Source organism: Mycobacterium sp. NGS61 (assembly GCF_059812325.1).
This window is the reverse complement of record NZ_JCALCL010000002.1, coordinates 594,964-615,497: the sequence shown is the minus strand read 5'-3', so window position 1 is coordinate 615,497 and position 20,534 is coordinate 594,964. Positions and strand designations below refer to the sequence as shown.

The following is a 20,534-nucleotide window of genomic DNA, read 5'->3' as shown; positions in this document are numbered from 1 at the left end:
ATACGCGCTTCGCGATATCAGCGAGCGCCGTTTGCGGCTATCAGAAATGCGATTCAGGCGGCGATGCCGGTGCCCGGGTCGGATCGAAACGAAATGGTCGTCGATTTCGAATACGGACTATCGTCGGGACTCATTCCGCTCTCACCTCCTCAGGGCCGTGGCATGCGGGGATGCCGGGTGCACGACGCATGGGATGAGAGTCCAGCGGGCACGACGGCCCACCAGATCACAGCACCCCTCTCGACAGAGCTTCGGCACCACACGGCGTATCCAGCAGTAATGCTGGAAGCCACTTGGGCTCAACCCTTAAGCCGGGAAGAGCTGTCCTGACCCTGGGCGTCTTTCGACGTTCGAGGTCAGTGGCCTGTGTCCGTGCAGACGCCTCACCTAGCGAGGTGCATGCAGTGGCAATAATGGCACTCGCGACGACCAGAGTCAACTCAGACGTCCCGTCGAATTCGAATTCCGATATTCGAAAGGCGGGAATTGCCGGGACTTTCTTTGGGCGGCGTTATCCCGCAGCCACCGGTCGCGGCATGATTGTCAATCGGGAACCGTAGCGGGGGCCGTTGCCCCAACTCCGTGCGCACGCGTTGGCGGCAGGCAGTGCGGGCATCCCGGGTGCGCCCGCGGCGGATGCCGGAACGGCCGCCGTGCTGCCCGCGCCGGGTACTGCGCCGAACGGCTTCGCTACATCGACGGCGGCCGCCCAGCTCGGCGGAACAGACAGGCGGCCCACCAGGGACGCCTGAGTGCTGCCGGCGGCGACTCCCCCCACGCCGGACGGCGCGGTCGTTGCCGTCATCGCGGCGGCCTCGGCCGAACCGGCGCCGGCGATCTCTGGCTCCGCCCCTTCGACCACCCCGTTGACGTCGGCGACGGCATCGGTCACCGTGGGCACGATCAGTGCCGGCGCCGTATATCCGGCGGAGACGACGCCGTTGAACAGGGAAGAGTTCAAGAAGACCCCGACGGCGTTGCCGTCGTTGCCATCCAGGAAGTTCAGGACATCGACGAGCAGACCTGTCTGCGGAAGTGCGTCAAACGGAGAGGCCGCCGCCGGCGCGGCGAGATCCTGCAGGGTGGCCGGTACCGATGCCATCGCCCGCGCGACCGCGGCGGCTTGGTGGGCCGGACCGGACGGGTCGGCGGTCTGCGCCGGCTCGCCGAACTGTGTCAGCGCGGCAGCCTCAGCCGCGCTGGCGGCGTAGGTGTACATCGCCGTCGCGTCCTGAACCCACATCTCGGCGTACTCGGCTTCGGTGGCCGCAATCGCGGCGGTGTTGATACCCAGAAAGTTGGTGGCCACCAGCGCGAGCAGTCGTGCCCGGTTCGCGGCGACCACGGCGGGGGGAACCGTCATCGAGTACGCGGCCTCGAAGGCCGCCGCAGCTGCTGCGGCGTGACTGGCCGTCTCTTCGGCCTGCGCGCCGGTGCCGCGCAGCCAGTCCAGGAACGGAGCGACCGCGGTCATCATGGCGGTCGATGCCGGACCCAGCCAGCCGTCGTCGACCAATGTGGACAACACCGATTCGTACGCCGTCGCGGTCAACCGCAGCTCGTCGGCCACCGCATCCCAGGCCGTCATGGCGGCCAGCATGGGCGCCGAGCCCGGCCCGGTGTGCATGCGCAGCGAATTGACTTCAGGGGGGAGGGCTCCAAAATCCAATGCCAGCACCTCCTTCAAACCGACCGTCCGTCGGTAACCGCCGGTGTTGCGGAACCGATCAGCGATATCGCGGTTGTCTCCCCCCTGTCATCCAGCGGCCGGTGGGCGTCCCATGATCGTCGGCCGGAATCCGTAGCGCGGCGGACTGCCGAAGTTGTTGCCGGACATGCCGAGTAGCGGCATCCCCGGTGCGCCGGGCAGACCGGCCGCCGCCGCTGGGACCACTGCGTTGCTGGTCCAACCCCCGCCCGGCGCCGCGGTACCGGCGTAATTGGCCACCGCGCTCGCCGCTGTCCAGGTCTGGGGCACCGACAAACGTCCGACCAACGCCGACTGGTTCGTGCCAGCCGTCACGCCGCCCCGGGCAAACGAGACGTCGGCGGCGTCCTGCAGCGGGGGCAGGTTGGCGGGGTTGGCCGGCGACCGCGACGGAATCGGGGACGCGTTGCCCTCACCGGAGCCCATGCCTGGCACGTCGGACTCCGTTGCACCCAGCACCACCGCGTTGATGTCGGCCAGGCCGGCAAACGCCGCGGGGGCCACGATCGCGGGGCTGACATACCCGGCTGAGATGAATCCGTTCGCCAGGCTGGAGTTCAGGAAGGTGCCGTACGGGTTCCCATCGGCTCCGTCCAGGAAGTTCAACAGGTTGACCAGCAGATCCTCACCGGGGAAGGCTTCGGCCGTTGCCGCTGCCGTCGGTGCAGCGAGGCCTTGCAGCGTCGACGGCACCGACGACATCAGTTGCGGCAGCTCGGTCTGCGTGAGGTTGGCTCCGGCACTGGCGGCGGCCTGGGTGACGGCCTCGCCCTGCCGGGCCTGCCCGGCCGGGTTGGTGGTGGGCGCCGGGTGGGTGAACGAGCTCAGCGTGGCCGCCAGCGCGGACCCGACGGCGTAGCCGTACATGGCCGCCGCGTCCTGGGCCCACATCTCGCCGTACGCGGCCTCGACAGCGGCGATCGCGGGCGTGTTCTGACCGAGCAGATTGGTCGCGACCAGCACCGCCAACTGCTGGCGATTGGCCGTGACGACCGCGGGCGGCACGGTTGCGGCAAATGCCGATTCGAACGCGCCCGCGGCCGCCGCCGCCTGAGCACCGGCCTGCTCGGCCTGCAGCCCGGTGAGGCTCATCCAGGTCAGGTACGGGATGACCGCGTCCTGCATGGCTGCCGCCGCCGGACCCCGCCAGCCGTCGCCGGTCAGCACCGAGATCGCCGTCTCGCAGCCGGCCGCGGTGGCACGAAGTTCAGCTGCCAGCCGATCCCAGGCCGCGGCGGCGGCCAGCATCGGTGCCGAACCCGGTCCGGTGTACATGCGCAGGGAATTGATCTCGGGTGGCAACGCTCCGTAATCCATTGCCGTCACCACCCTCGGACTTGCTGAACATTAGCGAAAGGCGTTGCTGCACAACCAACTTTCGGCATCATTCGCGGCACAGGATGGGGCATCGGACTTTCTCCTTGGTGAGAATGGTCCGACCCAGCTACGGACGCCGGCCGCTTCGGGTGATGATCGATAGCGCGTGCGACTCGCTGCGCACCGTGTGTCGGGTACTCGCGCCAACGGGAGACTGCGGACGCCGCGACCGGATCGGGGAATGGTCATCGACGGGGAATCAGCATTCGACAGATCAGTGCGGCCCCACCTCCCGTCACTGTCGCGGCAGCAAAGCACCGCTGTGGTGGCCCAGGCCGGGATGACGCCGCCGTCCGAGTTTGCCGGGCGTGCCGAATCCTTCCGTCCCAGCGCGAAATTTCACACAGCGTAGCGGGCTGTGGCGGCCGCGGCGGGCAGTTGCGCACAATCCATATTCCGGCGCGCCGTGCCCCACCGATAGCGGGCGGTTTCGGCGAATCGAGCGGGTCCGGGCCGCGCTGCGGCGGGCACCGGGTCCGATCCGGGCCGGCGCCGAGTCAGCGCGGTAGCTGTCCCTGGCGTCTGCGCCCAGAGGTTAGCTGCAGATGTCGCCGGTCACTTGTTGCGCTTCTCTTCCGCGACGGCCGCGCTGAGACCTTCGGCGAGGTCGTCGCGCGTCAATTCGCGGAACCGTCGCAGCTGCGCTTCGCTGAAATCGGTCAGGTCACTGTTGAGCACCGCGTCCAGATCCTCGTCGTCGAGCCGGAAACTGCGGTGGTCACGGGCCTTCTCGACCACGTTGCGCACAAATCCGGCGTTGCCGAGCATGTCGATGCCCCGGATCAGGTCGCCGTCCTCGGAGTAGGTCTCGTCGAGGTAGAACTTGGTGTAGGAGGGCAACAGAATCGAAGCCTCCTCCTCGGTGATGACGTCCTCGTTCTCCCGGCCCATCAGGACGGTCAACGCCACCAGCTCGTCCGGGGTGTAGCTGAAGAACTCGATCACCGTCGAAAAGCGCCGCCGGAGGCCCTGGTTCACCTCGAGCATCTTCTCCATCGCCTTGGCGTAGCCGGCCCCGAACACCACCAGCTCGTCGCGGTGATTCTCCATGTAGAGCAGCAGGGTGTTGATGATGGCGTTGCCGTAAGGGTCGCCCTGCGAGTAACCCTTTTCATGCAGGGTGTGCATCTCGTCGAAGAACACGGCGCCGCCGAGTGCCCCTTCGAGCATCTCCTCGCAGTTCTTCTCCGCGTCGGCCATGTAACGACCCAGCAGTTTGGTCCGGCTGGTCTCCACCACCACCGGCTTGCGCAACACCGTCAACCCGCACAGCTGCTTGCTGAAGGCCCGCGCCACCGATGTCTTGCCGGTGCCGGGCGGCCCGAGCAGCAGGGTGTGACGCGAGGTCACCGGAACCGGCAGCCCCATCTTGGCGCGCGCCAGATTCACCTTGGTGGTCGACTTGATGAGCTTGATTTCCTTCTTGGCCTGCTCCATGCCGAGCATCGCGTTCAGCTCGGCGTCGCCTTCGGCCAGGTACCGGGCGGCCTCCTCGGCGTGCCGGGCGGCTTCGGCCTGCGCACGCGACGGCGCGCTGTCCGGATCCCACGGGTCGGTGCGGGCCTCGATGGTCTCCGGATCGGTCAGCACCAGCCGGAAGTTGGGGTTGTCCAGAGCCTCTCGGGCCGGGGTGAATTTCGCGTCGCGGGAATACACGCGGCGCAGCAGTTCGACGGCCTCATCTTCGCGACCGACGTGCCGCAGACACATGCCCTGGGTGTAGAGGGCGATGTTCGCGGCCCCCGGTACCCGGTCCCCCTCGATGGCTTCCTGCCCGCGTCGGAAGGCCTCCTCGAAGACGCCGAGCGACGCCAGCGCCGTGGTCGCCATCGCAGCGCCGGCCGCCTTCAGCTCCGGGTGCCGCCACTGGGTGGCCTCGGGGAACTGCACCAGCACCTCAGGCCACCGTTTGGTGCGGAAATAGAGCACCCCCCGCACATAGCTGACCAGTTCGCTATCGAAGGGATGGCGGGGTTCGGTGGCGTCGAGCAGGGCAGCCGCTTCCTTGTACCGCTTGTTCTCGGCCAGTACGGCGGCGTAGGCGCAGGCCAGGGAATCGACGCTGGTGACGGCAAGCCGCAGGAACAGCCCGTCGGAAACCTCGGGCCGGAACTGCAGGTCGGTGACACCGAGGCGACGGGTCTCCCAGCCGAATGTCCTTACCGCCGCCCAGGCGCCGGCCAGCACCTCGATGCTCTGGTCACCGGCCAGGATGCGCGCCAACCAGGCATCACACATGCCGGCGTCGAGTTGGGTGGCGGTGGTGAACATCTGCGCTGCCACCGTCGGGTTGTGGCTGGGCTGCAGTCCGTTGACCGAGATGCCCGACGCCAGCAACCCCGCGACCATGGCATTGCGGGCATCTTCAGCGGCAGACTGCGCTCGCGTCATTGTGCTGCTGAGCTGGTCACGTGCTCCGCGTCGTGACCCATTGGCAATTCCAGTTCGTCGTGGTCTCTGAGTTCGCGGCTCGGGACCACCAGCTGTGCCCGCGTCGACGGCGCCGGCAGGCTGGCCCGCACCGCCGCCAACTGCCGACCGGTGAGCCGGTTGAGTCCTGTGGTCAGATCCCTCGGCAACCGGGCTTCACTGTGATAGCGCACCCATGCCGCGAGATGGGGCCGGCCGCCCCGGGTAGTCAGTCGCACAGTAACCACCGTAGCGCCTACTTCCGGCGCCGCCGACAGCCAGAGTGCGTCCAGCGTCTCAGTGTCGATGTCGGACGGCGTCACCCAGAAACTGGTCACAAAGCCGTTGAAGTGTTTGAGGTGCCGCCATCCCGGCCGGCTCCAGGTGGGTTCCAGGTCGGCCAAGACCGCGCTGTCCACTTCGGCCAGTTCATCGGCGGTCAGCGGGCGCGCTGCGCAACTCTGTCCGTCCAGGTCCTGCACCAGTCGCTCGGTGGCCGCGACCAGGGTTGCCGCCAGGGAATCGCGGCATACCACGGCAGCCACGTTGCGCTGCGGGTTCATCCGCAACACCAGCCAGGTGCGCCGTCGGTCGGCGCCGCGCCGCTCGGTCCCCGCCTCGTTCGAGCCCCACCCGTCCGGGCCCCACTCCTCCAGGGAGGCCGACGCGCGGGCAGCTTCGGCGCCGCCCCGCACCTCCACCGAGACGATGTCGATGCCGTCCAGATGAATATCGAACTGGCGCAAGCCATTTGCGACCGCTGCCACCGGCAGGACGGGCGAGCCCGCCGTCGCGCGGTGATGATGAAGGCCCGGGTGATTGCCGCCGTCGGCATCGATCTCGAGCACACTGACCAACTGGCCCCGGTACTCGCGCACGCCCACCGTGTCACGGCCGAAGCGGCGCTTGAAATCGGTCGCCGGGGTGCAGCCCGCCCCCAGGGCGGCGCCGGGGTCGGCGGACCAGTCCCACAGCCAGTTCGCCACACCCGAGGTCACGGTGATGCCGTGGTAGGTGACGATCGACAGCAGCGTCACGATCACCGCGAGGCCGACGCCCACCCACCACGCCACCCGGTTGTCGCCCTGCCACGACTGCGGCGCGTGACTGGCGAGCACCAGGATGAGCACGACGGCCAGGAACACCGCCGTCAACCGCGGCCAGGTCAACGACAGCCCGAATTTGCGCTGCGCCTTCATCGTTGTTTCCGCGATCGTCGCATCAATGTCGCTGTACCGAACACTGCTCCGCCTATCAGTAGTGCCGCAGCCAAGCCTCCGCTGGCCACCCATACCGGCGCCATGTTGCGCGGCGGGGGGGCTTTCGGCAGCGATAGCGGCGCCGAAAGTTGTTTGGGTGCCTGCGGCGGTCCTTGAGGAACATCCCATGTCAATGCCGCGACCGGGTCGACGACACCGTAGCCGACCTGGTTGTCCACCCCCCGGGCGGGCGGACGGGCCGTGTGGATCAGGCGTTGCATCACCTGGTAAGCCGACAACTCCGGGTATTTGGCGCGCACCAGGGCGGCCACCCCCGACACGATCGCGGTCGCGAAGCTGGTGCCCGCCGGCGTCAGCAAAGTGTTGTCCGGACCGTCGATCGCGTTGATCAGACCGTCGTCGCGGGGCGAAAGCCCCATCACGTCGGTACCCGGCGCGGAGATCGACACCCACGGTCCGGCGATGCTCATCTGCGACAACGGCTGACCACTCGTGTCGACCGCGCCGACGGTGAGGACGAAGTCGCTGAACCAGGACGGCGTCACGACCGTGGTGACGGAGTTCCAGGCACGCGGGTCGTTGGGCGACAACGGGTCGAAGATGGTGTTCTGCTTACAGTCCTTCTTGCTGCTGTCTCCGGCCGCGGCGATGATCAGCGCGTTCTTGTCGACCGCGGCGTAATGCACCGCGGCCCCCAGCGCCCGCTGGTCGATGACGTTGCGGGCGCTCATGCAGGTCACATCAGAGATGTTGATGATCTGAGCACCCATGTTCGCAGCATGGACGATCGCGCGGGCCATCGTCTGAACGTTGTCGATCTTCGCCGCGGTCTGCGGGTCCTCGTCGCCGGTATAGGCGTCCTTGAGACCGAACGCCTGGCTGGACTGGCGGATCGAGATGATCTCGACCTCCGGCGCGATTCCACTGAACGCGTCCGGCGGAGGTCCGGTCGGCGACGGGGGCGGTGGAGCGGCCGTCGGCGTGGGTGACCCCGGCGCGGAGGTCGGCGGTGCCGTCGAGGTGGAAGCGGACGACGACGACGAGGTAGACGAGGTAGTAGTGGGCGACGTCGACGTCGACGGCGACGGCGAGGTCGTCGTCGGTGCCAGCGGCCGCGGGTGATCGACGGGACGGATCTTTGCACCGCCGCCGTACCCCGGGATGGTCACCGTGCCGCCGCCCCGGTTGGCTGACGGCGCCTGGCCCGGTCCCGGCGGTGCCCCCGGTGGCGCCCCTTCGGACGGCGGGGGCGCTGGAGCGGGGATCATGGTGATGGTCGGCGCCGGCAGCGGCGACAAGGTCACGGTCTGCGGTGGCGGCGGTTTTTCCTGGGTGGGAATGGTGATGGGCCGCCGTGGCGAGGCCGGTGGTGGCGAGGCGCCGTTGGCGGGGGCGCCGCCGATCATCGAGGCCACCAGGGTGCCGTGGGCGTCACAGTCCGATAAGCCGTCACCGCCGGCCATCACGTAGTCGCCACCCGGAATCAGCCGCGGCAACCGGGGATGCGGGGTCACGCCGGTGTCGATGACGGCGACCTTGATGCCTTCACCACGCCCGAAACGCCACGCCTCGGTGAGATTCAGCATGTCCATGTACTTCGGCTGCACCTTGAAGTCGGTGCCGGGCAGCACCCCTACCTCGGTGCAGTAGGAATTCTGCTTCGTCGCGGCGATCGGCCCGGGCGGGCTGTCCGGTGGCAGCGCACCCGGGTCGATCTGCGGCGGAGTGATTGCGTACGCGGGCGGCATGCCGGCCAGCGCACCACCGGTGAGCAGCATCGCGGCCAGGGTCGCGCTGCTCGCACGACCCCGCCACGACCACGTGCTACCGGTAGCGGATCGCTGCATAGACGTTCATCAACCACAATGCCAGCGGGAAGATCGGCATCAGGCAGAGGTATTCGATCCATTCCACGAACTTGCGGAACAGCGGACTGTAGACGGTGTTGGGCACCACCGCGGCAGCGGTGAGGCCCGCGGTCGGCAGGGCCACCAGCACCGCGGCCGCGATCGACACCGACAGCGGCGACGAGAGCACCAGGGCGTAGCGCACCGCCACCACGGCGATGATCAGCACACCGGTGGCGGCCAGCGTAATGGCCTGCCAGCGGTCGACGTACGAGCGGCCACGCAGCACCAGGAACCCGGCGGTGAATCCCGCGAGGATCAGCGGCAGCCACCGCTCGTGGGTGTGCGGGTTGCACAGCGCGGAGAGAGTGACGACTACCAGGACGCCCAGCCCGATCAGCAGACCGCTCAGGAACGACCGAGCCCGCTCGGCCTGCAGCAACACATCGCGTACCGAGGCCGGTCCTTCCAGGGTGGGCGGGCCGCCCTCCGAGCGCACCACGGTCGTGGGCAGGTCGGGCCGGGCCTCGAACACCCACCGGCTGGTCGCCGACGGGAACACCGGCAGCCGGATGCCGGCCAGTCGCCGGGACAGTGCCGGGGCGGCGTGGTACAGCAGGACGCTGGCCAGCAGCAGGCAGGCCAGCAGGGTGACCGCGCTGGTGTTGGCGACCATCCGGGACAGGCTGGCCAGGGTGGCGAGCGCGCTGATGGTCACGATCGCGGTGTAGATCGCCAGCCGGCGACCGGTGAACCGCAATGCCAGCGCCGCACCGACGGCGAGGACGCCGAAGCCCAGCACGGCGTGCGGCGAACCGACCGGTCCGGGTGGTGCCGCGGCAGCCGCCACCGTGACCGGGACAAGTCCGCTCATCAGCAGGATGTCCGCGACGCGGCGGTCGGCGTCGGTCTTGGCGCGCATCAGCAGCATGCCGGCCACTACCAGCACCAGGACGCCGACGATTGCGGCGAAGATCGTGGTCAGCCAGCTGTTGTGGTGCCACCGCCACCAGCCCAGCACGCCGGAGGCCAGCACCACGCCGGTGGCCACCATGGACGCGCCGACCTGAAGGGCCATCACCGGGTCGATCGCGGCGAAGCGCTTGCTGAGGTTGGACGAGACCGCGGTGGAGATGTGCTCGATGACCTGCGAGCGGTGTTCGGTGTCCGCGACGAACCGGATCCACAACCGGTCGCCGTCGAAGACGTCCTGCTCGGTCAGCGACTGGGTGGCGCGCAGTGGCGTGCCGTCCACCAGGCACAGCGCCCAGCGGCCGCGTCCGGTCGCCTCCAGCGGGGTCTCCCCGAGTTCACGCAGACGGCTGTTGACCACCTTGAGCAGCGGGTCGGTCATCACCGAGACCGGCGCGTTGGCGTCCAGCAACACCCCGATCTGCACCCCCTCGCCGGCCATGATGCCGACGACGACGGCCCTGGGCGACGAAATACCCTCGATGTCAGTCTGTGGCGCGTCAGCTACTGCGGTCATCGTCCTGCACCTCCCGCCGTGGCGAATGAGTTAGCTTCTGGTTGTTGCTGCGTGGTGGGCTTGCTCGGTGTGGTCACCGAGGCGCCGGTGGCTCCGCTGCTCCCATGGAGCTGCGGCTGGACTGACTCCAAGTTCATGTGCCTCGCCTCGCGCTGATAGTTGTGGTGACGTGCTGCTTTTCCTGGTGCAACCCGTCCAGAGCAGTATGCCGTGTTGACATCCCGCTCGCATTTTATGTTGAAAAATGTTGTCTGACTGCGTGTTTCGTAACGGCGTTGTTAAACCCTGCTGTGCGATTTCCATTCGCCGTACGGCAGCGTGTCCAGCACGGTCTTGACTCCCACCTGCACCAACTGGGGGGTGGCCGGGCAGATAGCCAGCCATGCCTCGCCGGAGCCGGCCGTCCTGGCCTGTTGGTAGAGGGCGATGCGGCCGCCCGAACCGTCCTTCAAAGACAGCACCGACGAGCTCGGTCCTTTTGCGTCGTCCCGGTACTGGCGCGCATACACAGCGACCTCAGCAGCGGGATCGGACAGCGCCTGACCTAGCGCGGCGACGGTGGAGGCGCTGATACCCATGCGCCGCAAATCACCGCCGGAGAACACGTTGAAGCCCGACTCCTGCCACGACTTGGTGGCTTCGAGCATCTCCTCGAGGGGCACGTTGACGGCATTGATCGCCGCCGGGTCGGCGTGGTGGATGGATTCGAGCCCGTCCAGCACCAGCGCGGCAATCGAGGCGCTGTCAGAGACGACGACGTCATCGACGGTGATGTCGTTGCCCACCCGCACCGCGGACACCCAGTGTTGGGCGCGGCGGGCCAGTACCACCCGGAATTCGTTGTCGGGGATCTCACGCGAGCCCGGGGGCTGATTCTCGTCGTCGACGACGCCGTAGAGCAACTTGCCCCGCGACAGCAGCGCAACGACCTCGAGGTCGGGCGCGGCAAGCACCTTCATGCGCGCGGCCACCTGTTCGTTGACGGTGTCGCCCACCACGATGCCCTGCTCGCGCATGACCGCCATGCCCGGATGTTCGTTGAGCCAATCGTTGTTGTCGGTGGAGACATACGGCCGGCACCGCAACTCCGGTGCTACGTGCCGGATGTCCAGCAGTGCCTGCAGCATCCAGAAACCGTCGACATTGACAGTGATGTCCGTGCGGGTGCTCTGTTGATCCATCCCCTACCTCGTTGACTCTGTGTGATGACTACAGGACACGGCAGCACACCGACTTACCTGGTGTGCTGCCGCGTCCGCAGTTTTGGTTATCAGGCCCAGCTGGAGCCGACGGCGCTGTCAGTCTGCGCCATGTTGTTGCCGGCGGACTGAACCTTCTGGCCGTGGGTGTTGGCCTGCTCGTAGATCACCTGGAAGTTGCGGCCCAACTGGGCGATGAACTCCTGGCAAGCCACCGAACCGGCGCCGCCCCAGAAGTCACCGGCAGCCAACACATCGCGAACGATGGCCTGGTGCTCGGCCTCCAGGTTGGCGGCCTGGGCGCGAATGAGCGCGCCGTGGGCGTCGACGTCGCCGAACTGGTAATTGATGGTCATATCTGTGTTCCTTCTGTGTCGGGTCGGTCGGGCTAGCTGCTGAGGATCTGCTGGGAGGCCTGCTCTTGCTGCTCGTAGTTGTTCGCGTCGCGAACCAACCCGTCGCGCACCCCGTGCAGCATGTTCACGATGTTGCGGAAAGCGGTGTTCATCTGACCCATGGTGTCCAGCGAGGTGGCCGAGGCCAGACCGCTCCAGCCCGCACCCGCGATGTTCTGCGAGGACGCGTACATGCGACGGGCCTCGTCCTCGACGGTCTGGGCGTGGGTCTCGAAACGGCCAGCCATGGCCCGCATTGCGTGCGGGTCGGTCATGAAGCGAGTTGCCACTTGATGTCTCCTTGTTAGTGAATGATCTGGATTTACAACGCGATGGCCGATCAGCGCTACAGGCGTAACCGCCGACCGGGAAAAACTACGGAGAACCCCCTCTTCCGTCAGCCGGCGGCCACCGGGCTGCGTCACGGCCGGAAAGGTGTCGAACCCGAACCACGCTGTTCGAGTCGACGGCGAATGCAGGTGATCCGAAGTGACGGCCTCCGACCAAGCCGCTCAACCCCGAAATCACCGCCTGTCTGCCAGTTCGATCAGCCTGCGGCGGCTGCGTTGGCGGCCTCGGTGGCCGCATACGAACCCGAACTGGTGGCCAGAGTGTTCACGAACATCTCGTGAATCGCTGCGGCCTGGGCGCTCACGGCTTGGTACATCTGCGCGTGCGCGGCGAACTGGGCGGCGGTCAACGCCGATACCTCGTCGGCGGCCGCCGGAACCACCCCGGTGGTCGGGGCGGCCGCTGCCGCGTTCTGCGCGCTCATCGCGGTACCGATACCCTGCAGGTTTCCGGCCGCGGAGGTCAGCGCCTCCGGCTGTGTGGTCACGAAAGACATGCTTTTTCCTCTCAAATCTTCTCAGTAACCGCTCTCTGCAAGAGAGTAGATGACTGCGTCGGCCACCGGTCGCCTCAAAAGCTACCCGTTGGCAGTTGTTCACTGGACGGTAAACCTTATTCACCTGGTGTAACGACACAGTAACAGCGGTTAACCCGATTTGGCTTGACCTCGCACCAGTCCATGGCAACCTCCCAGCTTCGGACCGCCGGGTTGTGCCGGGCTGCTCCGCCGCGACGGCTACGACACCGGCAACTCGGCCTTGTGCCGAGGGCAGTATGCGTCGATGCTCGCCCCGACGAAGAAGCCGGCATGAAAAGCCGGCATGCTGCTGCTGTTCAGCACGTCGCTGGCCACCTCATTGGGCGACATGCCGCTGTCGAGCCTGTCGCAGACGAAGTGTGCGGCCTCGATCGCATGTGAGTTGGAAATGTGGTCGGTGATGCCTTCGGACCGCAACTCGGCGAGGAATTTGTCGTCGACGGTGTCAGCGTGTGCGGGCGCGCCCGCGCCGAGCAACGCCAGCAGCGCCACCGCGATAAGCCGCCGATACATTCTGATGCTCCTGCAGATCAAGTGGTTGAGCCGGACCGCGAACCATGCCGGCTCCGGCATCCTGGGGTCGATTCTCGCGAGCTCGTCGCGAAGGCTGCGGCTATCCGGCGGGCATCGGGCGCGCCATCACGGTGGGTTTGAACCCGTAACGGGGCCCCGCGCCCGCCCCGCGCGTGCTGCCGCCCCCGCCGACGGGCATGCCGCTGAGCACGTTGCCGCTCTGCGCGCTTTCGCCCGCGATGATCGGCTCGCTGATCATCTGTACGGCCGGACGCACGGTGGGGGCGGCCGATGCGCCGGGCCACGAGGACGGAACCGCCAGGTGCCCGATGTGGGCGCCCTGTCCCAACCCGGCGGCCACCTGGCCGCCGGCCGTTCCCAACGCCCCGCTGATCGGCGGCGCCGCGACAGCTGGTGCGGCCGCGGCCGCGGCGGGAGGGTTCAGCCAACCCGCTGATTTGGCGATCTGGACGCCGAAGTTGCCCATACCCACGCTGAAGTACGGCAGACCCTCGGTGTTGTAGAAGAAGCTCGCGTAATTGGAATAACCCTGCATGAAGGTGCCCAGGTTGTTGGGCAGCGTGGTCTGCCCGGTCAGCAGGAACCAGATTTCGGTGAGGATCGGATAGTCGGTCGCGGCCGCCTGGGCCAGTTGTGACGCTCCACTGGGCGTGGACAGCAACCCCAACCGGCTGGTGATCTGATGGAAGAAGCTCTGCAGCGACTCCTGGATCGAGGCCACCGGTGTTGCCTGTGCGGCGGCGACCGCGGCCACCTGAGAGTTGGTTCCGATCGGGTCGGCGATGGCGGGAGCCGTGTCGAACGGCGACAGGTCGCTGGCCGCCGCCGCGGATCCGGCGTAGGTGTACATGGTCGAAGCGTTCTGGGCCCACATCTGTGCGTAGCCGGCCTCCAACTGTGCGATGACGCCGCTGTTGATGCCGAAGATGTTGGTCTGCAGTGCCTGCGCAATCTCGGCGCGGTTGGCCGCAACCAGCGGCGGTGGCACGATCGCGGCGAACGCGGCTTCGAAGGCTGCCGCCACCGCCTGCGATTGGACGGCGGCATGCTCGGCTCGGGCGGCGGTAGCCGTCGTCCAATCCACAAAGGGTTGTACGGCTTGCACCATGGTCGCCGAGGCCGGTCCCAGCCACTCTTCGCCGGCAAGCAGGGCCAGCACGGCCTCATAGCCCTGGGCCGTCGACGCCAACTCGGCGGCCAGGGCGTTCCAGGCCGAGGCGGCGGCCAACCAGGAGGCCGCGCCCGGCCCGGAGTACATCATCGCCGAGGTGATCTCGGGCGGCAGGGCAGCCAAATCCGTTGTCATGTACTGACTCCTCACTTGTCCGTGTGGCGTTGACCGGTGTCACCCGGCCGAGGGTGGGCGGGTCAACACGGTGTGCCGCAACCCGTACCGGACACCGAGGTGGCCTGCGCGTTCGCCGTTGCGCGCACCCGGCGGAACACCGCGCAGCGCGGCGTTCATCACGTTGTCGGGGCTTACCTGGGCCGCCGGGGTGGCAAAGTGTGCGCTCGTCAGCTTCGGCACGGTCTGCTGCGCACTCCCGGTCGCGGCGCCCCAGCTCGCCGGCACCGACAGTCCGCCCACGTGCGCGGCGGACGCGGTGCCCGCCGTGACGCCTATGCCGCTGTGAAAATGCCACCCGCCGGCGCCCAGGGCGGCGAATTGCGGTGTCGGATACCAGGCGCCCCCGGCTCCGGCGGTGGTGCCCAGGCCCGGGAACAGTTGTTGCCCGATAGACCAACCGAAGTTCCCCAACCCCACCCCGAAGTACGCCTGCAGTGTTTGCCGCAGCACGTTGTACATGCCGGGATAGAGCCCCGCCCAGTTGTTGTCGGGCGTGGGCAGCCACCCCAGCATCGGTGCCCACCCGATCGGTGTGTCGACGATGTGCACGATGTCCGAGGGAGAGGCGCCCGCCGGTGCCACCGCGAGATCCCGGACTGCGGCGCGGGACAGCAACTGCGGAATCGTGTGCGCCGCCTCGGGGGCGGTGTCGCCGTCGTGCGCGTCGGTGGTGTGGGGAGGCGCGGCGAACCGGCTCAATTCGGTGGCAAGCGCTGCGGAGGCCGCATATCCGTACATTGCCGTGGCGTCCTGAGCCCACATTTCCAGATAATCGGCTTCGGCGGCCGCGATGGCGGGGAAATTCTGTCCGAATACATTGGTGGCGACCAGCGTCATCAATAGGACCCGGTTAGCCGCGATTACCGGCGGCGGCACCGTCATCGAGAATGCGGTTTCGTAGGCGGCCGCGGCGGCGCGGGCATGGTTGGCGGCTTCCTCGGCGCGGACGGCTGACGCACTCAGCCAACTCACGTACGGTCCCACTGCCGCAACCATCGACTCCGCGGCCGGTCCGATCCACAGCGAGGTGGTCAGTTCGGCCACCACAGATGTGTAACCCGTTGCAGTCAAACTCAATTCGACGGCCAGACTGTCCCACGCGGAGGCCGCGGCGAGCAGGGGTCCTGACCCTGGACCGGTGTAGATCCGGCCCGAGTTGATCTCAGGCGGCAACGCCGCGAAGTCGAACACCACCCTCCTAGCCAGCACACAATGGGGGTCGTTTCTGCACAGTCGCGGCCACGCTGCGGCAACCCTCTGAAAACATAGAGGCAACCGCCGCGGCACCCGGTTCAGTCCACCAGATATTCATTTTCGCGAATTAGTTGTTAAACCGCAGTTCAGGAAAATGGCGAAAGGGGTAGCGAGCGTTTCAGTCCGACTCGAGCACAAGTGCCATTTCCGGGCAGGAGTCGACACCTTCCCTGGCGACTTGCTCGTCTCGTGCGGCGACCTGGTGCTCCTGCAGGATCGAGTAGCCGGCCCCGTCGATCGGGAACAGCCCGGGGTCCACCGCGTAGCACTGTGCGTGCCCGGCACATTTCGACTGTTCGAGACGAATCCTCATCGGAAGTCAGCCTAGCCATCGGCTCGCCGGACGCCCCCGCACGCGACCACGTTGGTAGGTTTCCCGGCGTGAGCCCCCCGGACGCCTACCACGCCGGTGATTTCCACCTGCCCAGGCTCGAATACTCGTCACTGCCACTGGCCGCGGATCGCGGGGTGGGCTGGCGGGTCCTGCGGGGGGCGGGCCCGGTGGTCTTCATGAACGGCCACTATTACCTGACTCGACGCGAGGATGTGCTGGCCGCGCTACGCAATCCCGAGGTCTTTTCGTCGCGGGTGCTGCAGCCGCCGACCAATCCCCTCCCGGTACTCCCGCTCGCGTTCGACCCGCCGCAACACACCCACTACCGCAAGATCCTGCAGCCCTATTTCAGCCCGCACGCGCTGGGCAAATCCTTACCCGTGCTGGCCCGCCATGCAGCCGACATGATCGGCGCGCTCGCCGACCGCGGTGGCTGCGACGCGATGGCCGAGCTGGCACGTCTCTACCCATTCCAGGTGTTTCTCGACCTCTATGGGCTGCCCCTCGAGGACCGGGACCGGCTGATCAACTGGAAAGACGCCATCACCGGCGACCAGGCCTACCTGTCCCTGGCCGAGATGGAAAAGGGGCAGATCAACCTGTTCGGCTATCTCAGCGACGCGATTCAACAGCGCCGGCAACATCCTGGCTCCGACATGTTGTCCCACATCATGACCGACCCGGCCGGCCTCACCGACCTCGAACTGCTGGGCATGAGTCACCTGCTGATCCTCGCCGGTCTGGACACAGTGACGGCGGCCATTGGTTTCGCTCTGCTCGAACTCGCCCGCAGGCCGCTGTTGCGTGCCCAGATCCGTGACGATCCGCGGCAGACCCGACATTTCGTCGAGGAGATCGTCCGGCTCGAGCCTGCGGCACCGGTGGCGCCCCGGATCACCACCACATTCGTCCACGTCGGTGGCATGACCCTGCCACCAGGTGCGCAGGTCCGGCTGTGTATGGCCGCGGTCAACCGCGACGGCAGCGATGTGACGTCCACCGACGAGCTGGTCATGGACGGCAAGCTGCACCGGCACTGGGGTTTCGGCGGCGGACCACATCGCTGTCTGGGCTCCCACCTCGCGCGGATGGAACTGACGGTCGTCGTCGCAGAGTGGCTCAGGAGGATCCCGGACTTCGGCCTACCGGCTGATTATTCGCCGCAGATCGCATTTCCATCGAAGACGTTCGCGCTCATGTCGCTGCCGTTGCAGTGGGACTGAGCGGGGTGGTTATCCCGGTATCCGGCGTCTCCCCCAGCGACGCTCCTTTCTATGAGCGTTCATAGAAATACTGGAGAGCAGCCTGAAACATAGCGAATACATAGATTGCGGACCGATCCTCGGGTCATCGGGCAGCGCCTGCCCCTGCATGGTATTTGCCCAGTTCACAGACCGGCACGGGCAACCACGGGTTGAACGCACGCTGAACATAACTCGGCACCTAGTGAACAGTCGGCGTCTTCGGTTCCTGCAGAGCAGCTGCCAATCTAATGTGGTTCATGTGAGTCAACTGAGATAGCTACCAGATCTTCAGATGACCTGATAAAATTCGCGACTTTTGTTAAAGCGGTGGGACGCCGACCGAGGCAGTCGCAGCACATCGGGGTGTTGCGCTCAATCCGAAAATCAAGCCACGCCGGAGGAATCTGATGTCTTTTGTTCGTACCTATCCCGAGCACCTGGTCGCTGCAGCCAGCAATTTGCAGTCGCTGGGTGCGGCGTTCAACGCCGGGACTGCGGCGGCTGCCGGGCCCATCACGACGGTGTTGCCCGCTGCAATCGACGAGGTGTCGGTGCTGACGGCAGCGCAGTTCGCCACGCACGGTCAGCGGTTTGCGGAGTTGAGTGCACAGGCATCGCGGATTCAGGCGCAGTTGGCGGCGACGCTGGCCACCAATGGGGTGTCGTACGCGGACACCGAGGCGGCCAACGTCGCAGCGGGGCTGTAGACGGGTATCAGAGACCAGGGGCAGGGGCATCGTGGTGGATTATGGATTGTTGCCGCCGGAGATCAATTCGGCGCGAATTTTTGCAGGTCCGGGTCCGGCTTCGCTGATTGCCGCGGCGACGGCGTGGCAGGGTTTGGCGGCGGACTTGGCAGCGGCGGCGACGGGTCATCGATCGGTGATCGAGACGTTGACCAGTGGTCCGTGGACCGGTCCAGCCTCAGCACAGGTGGCGGCGGCGGTTTCGCCGTTCATCATGTGGTTGACCAACAGTGCCGAGCAGGCGGGACAGACGGCAGGTCAGGCCGGTGCGGCGGCTAACGCCTACGAGACGGCATTGACGGCGTCGGTGCCGCCACCCATGATCGCGGCGAACCGGGCGTTGGTGCAGGCGTTGACCGCGACGAACATTTTCGGGCAGAACAGCGCCGCTATTGCGCAGTTGGAGGCCCAGTACGGCGAGTTCTGGGCCCAGGACGCCGGGGCGATGTACACCTATGCCGGCAGCACCGCGGCGGCTACCCAGCTCGCCGAACCGGTGGCGCCGGCAGAGGTGACTGATCCGCTGACCGGGCCCGTCGATCAGGCGATCGCCGCGGTCAAGGCCCAGGGTTCGGCCATCCAGACCCAGCTCAACAATGTGGGTGCTTACGTGAATCCCCGGGTCGGCGATGTGCTCAAGACGTTGTCGTCGCCGCTCAACGGTAACGGCCCGGCCATCGATGCCTGGCTGATGGCCAACACGCCGCTGGATGACATTGTGCCGCTGTACCAGAAGTACCTGTCGCCGTACATCAACTCGGTAGCGGCTTCGATTCAGGTGGTCCAATCCGTCGGCCAGAACAGCAGTGGTCTTTCGGGCCTCCTCAGTTTCGGCAACACCCTCAGCAAGGACGCCGCCTCCGCGGCTAGCAAGGCTGCCGAGGCTGCGACCGGCGCGGGGCAGGCTGCGGCAGGTGCTGGACAGGCTGCGGCCGGTGCTGCGGGCAAGCTGGGCGGGGTGGCTGCGGGCCTGGGCAAGGCGGTGCCGCTGGGCGGGTTGTCGGCGCCGGCGAGTTGGACGCCGTGGCATGCCACGCTGAATCCGGGGGTGGCCTCGGCAGTTCCGGCGGGTGCTCAGGGCGCCAACAGCTTCCCGATGGCTCCGCCGTTCGGGCAGTTCGTCAACGGTGGCTACGGGCGCAATCAGCCGACATATGGGTTCAAGCCCTCGGTGATGGCCAAGCCCCCGGCCGCCGGCTAGCGGTCATCGGGCATCAGGGGGAACAGACACCGATGTTCGACTTCGGCTTGTTGCCGCCCGAGATCAATTCCGGGCGGATGTATACCGGGGCCGGTTCGGGGCCCATGCTGGCCGCCGCGGCAGCGTGGAGCGTCCTGGCAGCTGAGATGGCCTCCGTCGCGCACGGCCACCGGTCGGTGATCGTGGAACTGACCGGTGGGCCGTGGGTCGGGCCGGCCGCGGAATCGCTGGTCGCGGCGGTGACACCGTTCATCGCCTGGCTGGACAGCGGCGCGGCGGAAGCCGAGCAGGCCGCCGGTCAGGCATTCACCGCTGCGGCGGCCTACGAAGCGGCGTTCACCGCCACGATCCCGCCGCCGGTCATAGCGGCCAACCGGGCGTTGCTGGGGGCGTTGGTGGCCACCAACTTCCTGGGGATCAATACTCCGGCCATCATGGCCACCGAGGCGGCGTACGCGGAGTTCTGGGCCCAGGACGCCGGGGCGATGTACAGCTATGCGGGGAGTTCCGCGGCCGCCACCGAGTTGACCGAGTTGCCCCAGCCCGCCGAGGTCACCGATCCCACCGGACTGGCCGACCAGGCCGTTGCGGCCCTCAAGAGCGCGGGCCAGGCGGTGGAAAGCCAACTCAACAACCTGGGATCGCACATAGCGCCGCGTCTCGGCGATGTGCTGCAGACACTGTCGTCCCCACTCAACGGCCAGGGCGCCGCGATCGACAGCTGGATCGCCGCCAACACTCCCCTCGACGACATCGTCCCGCTCTACACGAAATACCTGTCGCCCTACATCAATTCGTGGGCATTGTTGAACCAGAGCACGCTGTGGTTCGGAGACGACGCAGCGGGCTTCGCGAAGGTCGCCACTGTTGCGAATACGCTGTCTGCCGACGCCGCCAAGGAAGCCGCAAAAGCTACCCAGGCCGCCGGAGCGGCCGCGCGCAGCGGCGTCGGCGGCGTGGCCGCGAGTCTGGGTAAAGCGGTCCCGATCGGCAAGTTATCGGCCCCGGCCGGCTGGACCACGGCAACCGCACCGAGCACCGCCGGCGCGACAGCGATCAGCAAGGCCACCGCGATTCCCGCTGCGGCCGAAGGCAGTGCCGGCAACGTGCCCGGGACCGGCCCCGTCGGCCAGTTCGTCAACGCCGGCAACGGCCGTAAGACCCCCGCCTACGGACACCGACTCAAATTCATGACCAGACCACCGGCAGCCGGCTAGTTAACCTGGTTGTCGACGTCACGCCACGTTGTCCCCAACGTGGCGTGACCTTTTCGCGAAGACCTCTGCGGCACTTCGCCGTTCGCTGCACAGTTTCGCAGTAGCCGTGACCGTCCCGGTGCT

18 protein-coding genes and 1 riboswitch are annotated in these 20,534 nt (G+C 67.1%); of the genes, 4 read left to right on the top strand and 14 right to left on the bottom strand.

What is annotated here, in order from left to right; translation table 11 throughout:
* Positions 1 to 228: 228 nt before the first annotated feature.
* Positions 229 to 402: riboswitch (M-box (ykoK) riboswitch) on the bottom strand.
* Between the two features lie 109 nt (positions 403 to 511).
* The 14 genes from AC5Y3Z_RS07370 to AC5Y3Z_RS07305 all read right to left on the bottom strand — a co-directional run bounded on the left by AC5Y3Z_RS07370 (position 512) and on the right by AC5Y3Z_RS07305 (position 15,982).
* Positions 512 to 1,669 (bottom strand): PPE family protein, encoded by a 1,158-nt coding sequence (locus tag AC5Y3Z_RS07370; protein ID WP_499927560.1) that lies wholly within the window; start codon positions 1,667 to 1,669, stop codon positions 512 to 514.
* A gap of 87 nt (positions 1,670 to 1,756) precedes the next feature.
* Positions 1,757 to 3,025, bottom strand: a complete 1,269-nt coding sequence (locus tag AC5Y3Z_RS07365) for a PPE family protein (RefSeq protein WP_463825413.1) — start codon at positions 3,023 to 3,025, stop codon at positions 1,757 to 1,759.
* 615 nt (positions 3,026 to 3,640) lie between these two features.
* On the bottom strand, positions 3,641 to 5,476 hold the full coding sequence (eccA, locus tag AC5Y3Z_RS07360) for a type VII secretion AAA-ATPase EccA (protein ID WP_463825412.1): 1,836 nt from the start codon (positions 5,474 to 5,476) through the stop codon (positions 3,641 to 3,643).
* Complete coding sequence (gene eccE / locus AC5Y3Z_RS07355) at positions 5,473 to 6,693, bottom strand: type VII secretion protein EccE (protein ID WP_463825411.1); 1,221 nt, start codon at positions 6,691 to 6,693, stop codon at positions 5,473 to 5,475. Before eccE ends, eccA begins: the two co-directional genes overlap by 4 nt.
* A complete protein-coding gene (gene mycP / locus AC5Y3Z_RS07350; RefSeq protein ID WP_463825410.1) occupies positions 6,690 to 8,561 on the bottom strand; it encodes a type VII secretion-associated serine protease mycosin in 1,872 nt (623 codons plus the stop codon). The genes eccE and mycP overlap by 4 nt, the downstream gene beginning before the upstream one ends.
* Complete coding sequence (eccD, locus tag AC5Y3Z_RS07345) at positions 8,539 to 10,050, bottom strand: type VII secretion integral membrane protein EccD (protein WP_463825409.1); 1,512 nt, start codon at positions 10,048 to 10,050, stop codon at positions 8,539 to 8,541. Before eccD ends, mycP begins: the two co-directional genes overlap by 23 nt.
* Positions 10,051 to 10,328: 278 nt before the next feature.
* The gene (locus AC5Y3Z_RS07340) at positions 10,329 to 11,231 is read right to left on the bottom strand and encodes an ESX secretion-associated protein EspG (protein ID WP_463825408.1); all 903 of its coding nucleotides are present in this window, start codon (positions 11,229 to 11,231) and stop codon (positions 10,329 to 10,331) included.
* An 89-nt stretch (positions 11,232 to 11,320) separates the two neighbouring features.
* Complete coding sequence (locus tag AC5Y3Z_RS07335; protein WP_463824768.1) at positions 11,321 to 11,605, bottom strand: WXG100 family type VII secretion target; 285 nt, start codon at positions 11,603 to 11,605, stop codon at positions 11,321 to 11,323.
* 32 nt (positions 11,606 to 11,637) lie between these two features.
* On the bottom strand, positions 11,638 to 11,934 hold the full coding sequence (locus AC5Y3Z_RS07330; protein ID WP_463824769.1) for a WXG100 family type VII secretion target: 297 nt from the start codon (positions 11,932 to 11,934) through the stop codon (positions 11,638 to 11,640).
* Between the two features lie 257 nt (positions 11,935 to 12,191).
* Positions 12,192 to 12,491, bottom strand: coding sequence for a PE family protein (locus AC5Y3Z_RS07325; protein ID WP_463825407.1), 300 nt, complete (start codon positions 12,489 to 12,491; stop codon positions 12,192 to 12,194).
* Positions 12,492 to 12,731: 240 nt separating this feature from the next.
* Positions 12,732 to 13,046 carry a DUF732 domain-containing protein gene (locus AC5Y3Z_RS07320; protein ID WP_463825406.1) on the bottom strand — a complete coding sequence of 105 codons (315 nt, stop codon included), beginning with the start codon at positions 13,044 to 13,046 and terminating at the stop codon, positions 12,732 to 12,734.
* A gap of 100 nt (positions 13,047 to 13,146) precedes the next feature.
* A complete protein-coding gene (locus AC5Y3Z_RS07315) occupies positions 13,147 to 14,373 on the bottom strand; it encodes a PPE family protein, SVP subgroup (protein ID WP_463825404.1) in 1,227 nt (408 codons plus the stop codon).
* 39 nt (positions 14,374 to 14,412) lie between these two features.
* Positions 14,413 to 15,606 (bottom strand): PPE family protein, encoded by a 1,194-nt coding sequence (locus AC5Y3Z_RS07310; RefSeq protein WP_463825403.1) that lies wholly within the window; start codon positions 15,604 to 15,606, stop codon positions 14,413 to 14,415.
* Positions 15,607 to 15,787: 181 nt separating this feature from the next.
* Positions 15,788 to 15,982, bottom strand: a complete 195-nt coding sequence (locus tag AC5Y3Z_RS07305) for a ferredoxin (protein ID WP_463825402.1) — start codon at positions 15,980 to 15,982, stop codon at positions 15,788 to 15,790.
* A gap of 68 nt (positions 15,983 to 16,050) precedes the next feature.
* On the opposite strand from AC5Y3Z_RS07305, the gene AC5Y3Z_RS07300 reads away from it, so the two are divergent.
* The 4 genes from AC5Y3Z_RS07300 to AC5Y3Z_RS07285 all read left to right on the top strand — a co-directional run bounded on the left by AC5Y3Z_RS07300 (position 16,051) and on the right by AC5Y3Z_RS07285 (position 20,411).
* Positions 16,051 to 17,226, top strand: coding sequence for a cytochrome P450 (locus tag AC5Y3Z_RS07300; RefSeq protein WP_463825401.1), 1,176 nt, complete (start codon positions 16,051 to 16,053; stop codon positions 17,224 to 17,226).
* A gap of 428 nt (positions 17,227 to 17,654) precedes the next feature.
* Positions 17,655 to 17,954, top strand: a complete 300-nt coding sequence (locus AC5Y3Z_RS07295; protein WP_463825400.1) for a PE family protein — start codon at positions 17,655 to 17,657, stop codon at positions 17,952 to 17,954.
* A 34-nt stretch (positions 17,955 to 17,988) separates the two neighbouring features.
* Positions 17,989 to 19,194, top strand: coding sequence for a PPE family protein (locus AC5Y3Z_RS07290; RefSeq protein WP_463825399.1), 1,206 nt, complete (start codon positions 17,989 to 17,991; stop codon positions 19,192 to 19,194).
* A 32-nt stretch (positions 19,195 to 19,226) separates the two neighbouring features.
* Positions 19,227 to 20,411, top strand: coding sequence for a PPE family protein (locus AC5Y3Z_RS07285; protein ID WP_463825398.1), 1,185 nt, complete (start codon positions 19,227 to 19,229; stop codon positions 20,409 to 20,411).
* Positions 20,412 to 20,534: the final 123 nt, after the last annotated feature.